This is a genomic window from Pontibacterium sp. (assembly GCF_041587635.1).
GTDB lineage: Bacteria > Pseudomonadota > Gammaproteobacteria > Pseudomonadales > Balneatricaceae > Pontibacterium.
On record NZ_JBFGYC010000593.1, the window covers coordinates 1 to 2386 of the forward strand.

Genomic DNA, 2386 nt, shown 5'->3' on the forward strand with positions numbered 1-2386 from the left:
AGAGCACCAGCACCCGCTTGCCTGTCATCATCACGTGAGCCACGCATTCTCCGATGACTTTCAATATCACGAGATCGACGCCTTCGTTTTGGGCGGACATACCCCAGGGTTTACCGTTTATATCTATCGGGATGTTCTGTTTGTCTGTGATCTGGTGGTTGGAAATGCAGAGGATATGCACTTCAATCCCTTCGGAGACAGAGAAAAGATCCGCTTAGGCGCTCAACGCCTAAAGCACTTGCTAAGACGGCGAACGGTGCGCACCGTTTGCGGATTTAACTACGTGACCGACTTCGAACAATGGATGCCGTATTTTAAAAAGCTCTCTTGAACCCCGCAGCAAATACTCAGAAGCCACGACTTAAGGGCTACGCCGGTATAGCGCGAAGAACGGAAACGCATTGTTGCAATTCTTTACATTTTCTTAACTTGTTTATGCACAAAACCCGATTACAATATGCACCACTATTTTTAGCACGACCGGTCTAGTTAAAAATCATTGATGGGGTTGTTCCTGCAAAACAGCCACACAGGTATCGCCTATGACACGCGGAAGACGCCCGGAGCACAGCCGGGAGAACATTCTTGAAAAAGGTGCCGAGTTGTTCGCCCGAAACGGTTACAACGCCACCGGCCTGAAAGAGATTTTGGAAACGTGCGAAGTATCCAAAGGCTCTTTCTATAACTTCTTTGAGAACAAAGAACAGTTTGCTGTCGAGATCATCAACCACCATAAGTCGATTGAGTTTGCCCGTTGGGAAGAGCAGATGGCTGCCCTGACAGGCACCTATCTGAGCAAGATACAGTGGATGATCAACGACGAAATTCGCAAATATGAAGAAGATCTGGATTGCACCGGCTGCCTGCTGGCCAACCTGACAGGAGAAGTCAGCCAGGCATCGCCGCTGTTCAGCGCCGCCATCCGTGCCTCTAGCCAGGAGGTCCTGTCCTCAATAGAGGAAGACATGCTGATCTGTCAGGACGAAGGCACTGTACGTAAGGACCTTTCAGCCCGCGAGCTCGCCGAAATGATCTGGAACGGCTGGCAAGGTGCCTTGTTGCAACTGAAAGTAGAACGCTCCGCCGAGCCGTTGCGCCGCCACGTAACCGCTCTGTTCAAACTGATTGAAGCCCCCGATCCCAAAGGATAAGGAAGGATATGAAAACCAACCGTATTATTGCAGGCCTGCTGCTGACCACCAGCCTTGTCGCACCGTCCGCCTTTGCCGCAGACAAACCACCTCAAGGACTGCCTGCTGAGGTCATTACCGTCCAGACACAGGCACTGGATCACTCCATCTATGCGGTGGGTAACTTGCGCGCCAACGAAACCATTCAGCTCAGCCCGGATCAGAGTGGCCGTATTGAAAAAGTTTTATTTGAAGAGGGCCTGCAGGTAAATCAGGGCGCCTCTCTGTTTGTACTGGATAGCGCCATCTACCGGGCAGAACTGACCCAGGCGCAGGCACGCGTGAAGCTGAGCCAAATCGCCTATAAACGCGCAGAGAGCCTGCTGAAAAAGCGTGTGGGTTCCGAACAGGATCGTGACAGCACCCTCGCCCAGTTGCGGGTTGATCAGGCGCAGCAAGCGCTGGCGCAGACCCGTCTGGATAAGATGACGATCAAAGCCCCTTTCGCAGGCTCCATTGGCCTGCGTCTGGTAAGCCCAGGTGATTACGTGAACGTGGGACAGGAGCTGGTCGAACTGACTGACCTAAAAACCATGAAAGCGGACTTCCGTGTCCCTGAAATTTATCTGGCAGCTTTGAAGCCGGGCAGCACAATCAAAGTTGAAGTCGATGCTTTTCCGGGTCAGATCTTCACCGGTGAGGTCTATGCCATTGCGCCAAGTGCCGACACCCGCTCTCACAACATCGAAGTCCGTGCCCGCATTCCGAACGATCAAGGCCTGCTGCGCCCCGGCCTGTTTGCCAAAGTAAATCTGGTCATGAAGCAGGAAGATGCAGCGATTGTGATCCCTGAACAGGCGATCATCCCGCAAAACGGCGGTTTCTTCGTCATGCGTGTCGCACAAGGCAACATGGTTGAGCTGGTGCCGGTTGAGATGGGTCAGCGCCGTCCTGGCACAGTACAGATCACAAAAGGCCTGAATAAAGGTGACGTGGTGATTACCGCCGGTCAGATCAAACTGTTCCCGGGCATGCCGGTCACACCGATCTTTGTTGACGGCAGTCAGCAGGCGAAGCAGGGAGAATAAGCAACATGGTCCTGTCTGAAATAAGCATCAAGCGCCCGGTACTGGCGACGGTGATGAGTTTGCTGGTCTTGTTGATCGGCCTCATCGCCTTTGACCGGCTGACCGTACGCGAATATCCGAAGATTGATCTTCCGGTGGTGACGGTGGAAACCACCTACCCCGGTGCAA

General features: G+C 53.1%; 4 protein-coding genes. All 4 read left to right on the plus strand.

The genetic code is table 11. The features are described from left to right. A partial coding sequence (locus ABYW01_RS19510) for a hypothetical protein (protein WP_372836032.1) occupies positions 1-331 on the plus strand: 331 nt, incomplete at its 5' end. Positions 332-542: 211 nt separating this feature from the next. Continuing rightward, on the plus strand, positions 543-1151 hold the full coding sequence (locus ABYW01_RS19515; protein ID WP_372836034.1) for a TetR family transcriptional regulator C-terminal domain-containing protein: 609 nt from the start codon (positions 543-545) through the stop codon (positions 1149-1151). An 8-nt stretch (positions 1152-1159) separates the two neighbouring features. Beyond that, positions 1160-2218, plus strand: a complete 1059-nt coding sequence (locus ABYW01_RS19520) for an efflux RND transporter periplasmic adaptor subunit (RefSeq protein ID WP_372836036.1) — start codon at positions 1160-1162, stop codon at positions 2216-2218. A gap of 5 nt (positions 2219-2223) precedes the next feature. Next, positions 2224-2386: efflux RND transporter permease subunit (locus ABYW01_RS19525; protein WP_372836038.1), on the plus strand; the 163-nt coding region annotated here is incomplete at its 3' end.

Bases quoted from the DNA above. Each gene is read 5' to 3' on its own strand.
- ABYW01_RS19520 (WP_372836036.1), top strand. From the start codon at position 1,160: ATGAAAACCAACCGTATTATTGCAGGCCTGCTGCTGACCACCAGCCTT.
- ABYW01_RS19515 (WP_372836034.1), top strand. From the start codon at position 543: ATGACACGCGGAAGACGCCCGGAGCACAGCCGGGAGAACATTCTTGAA.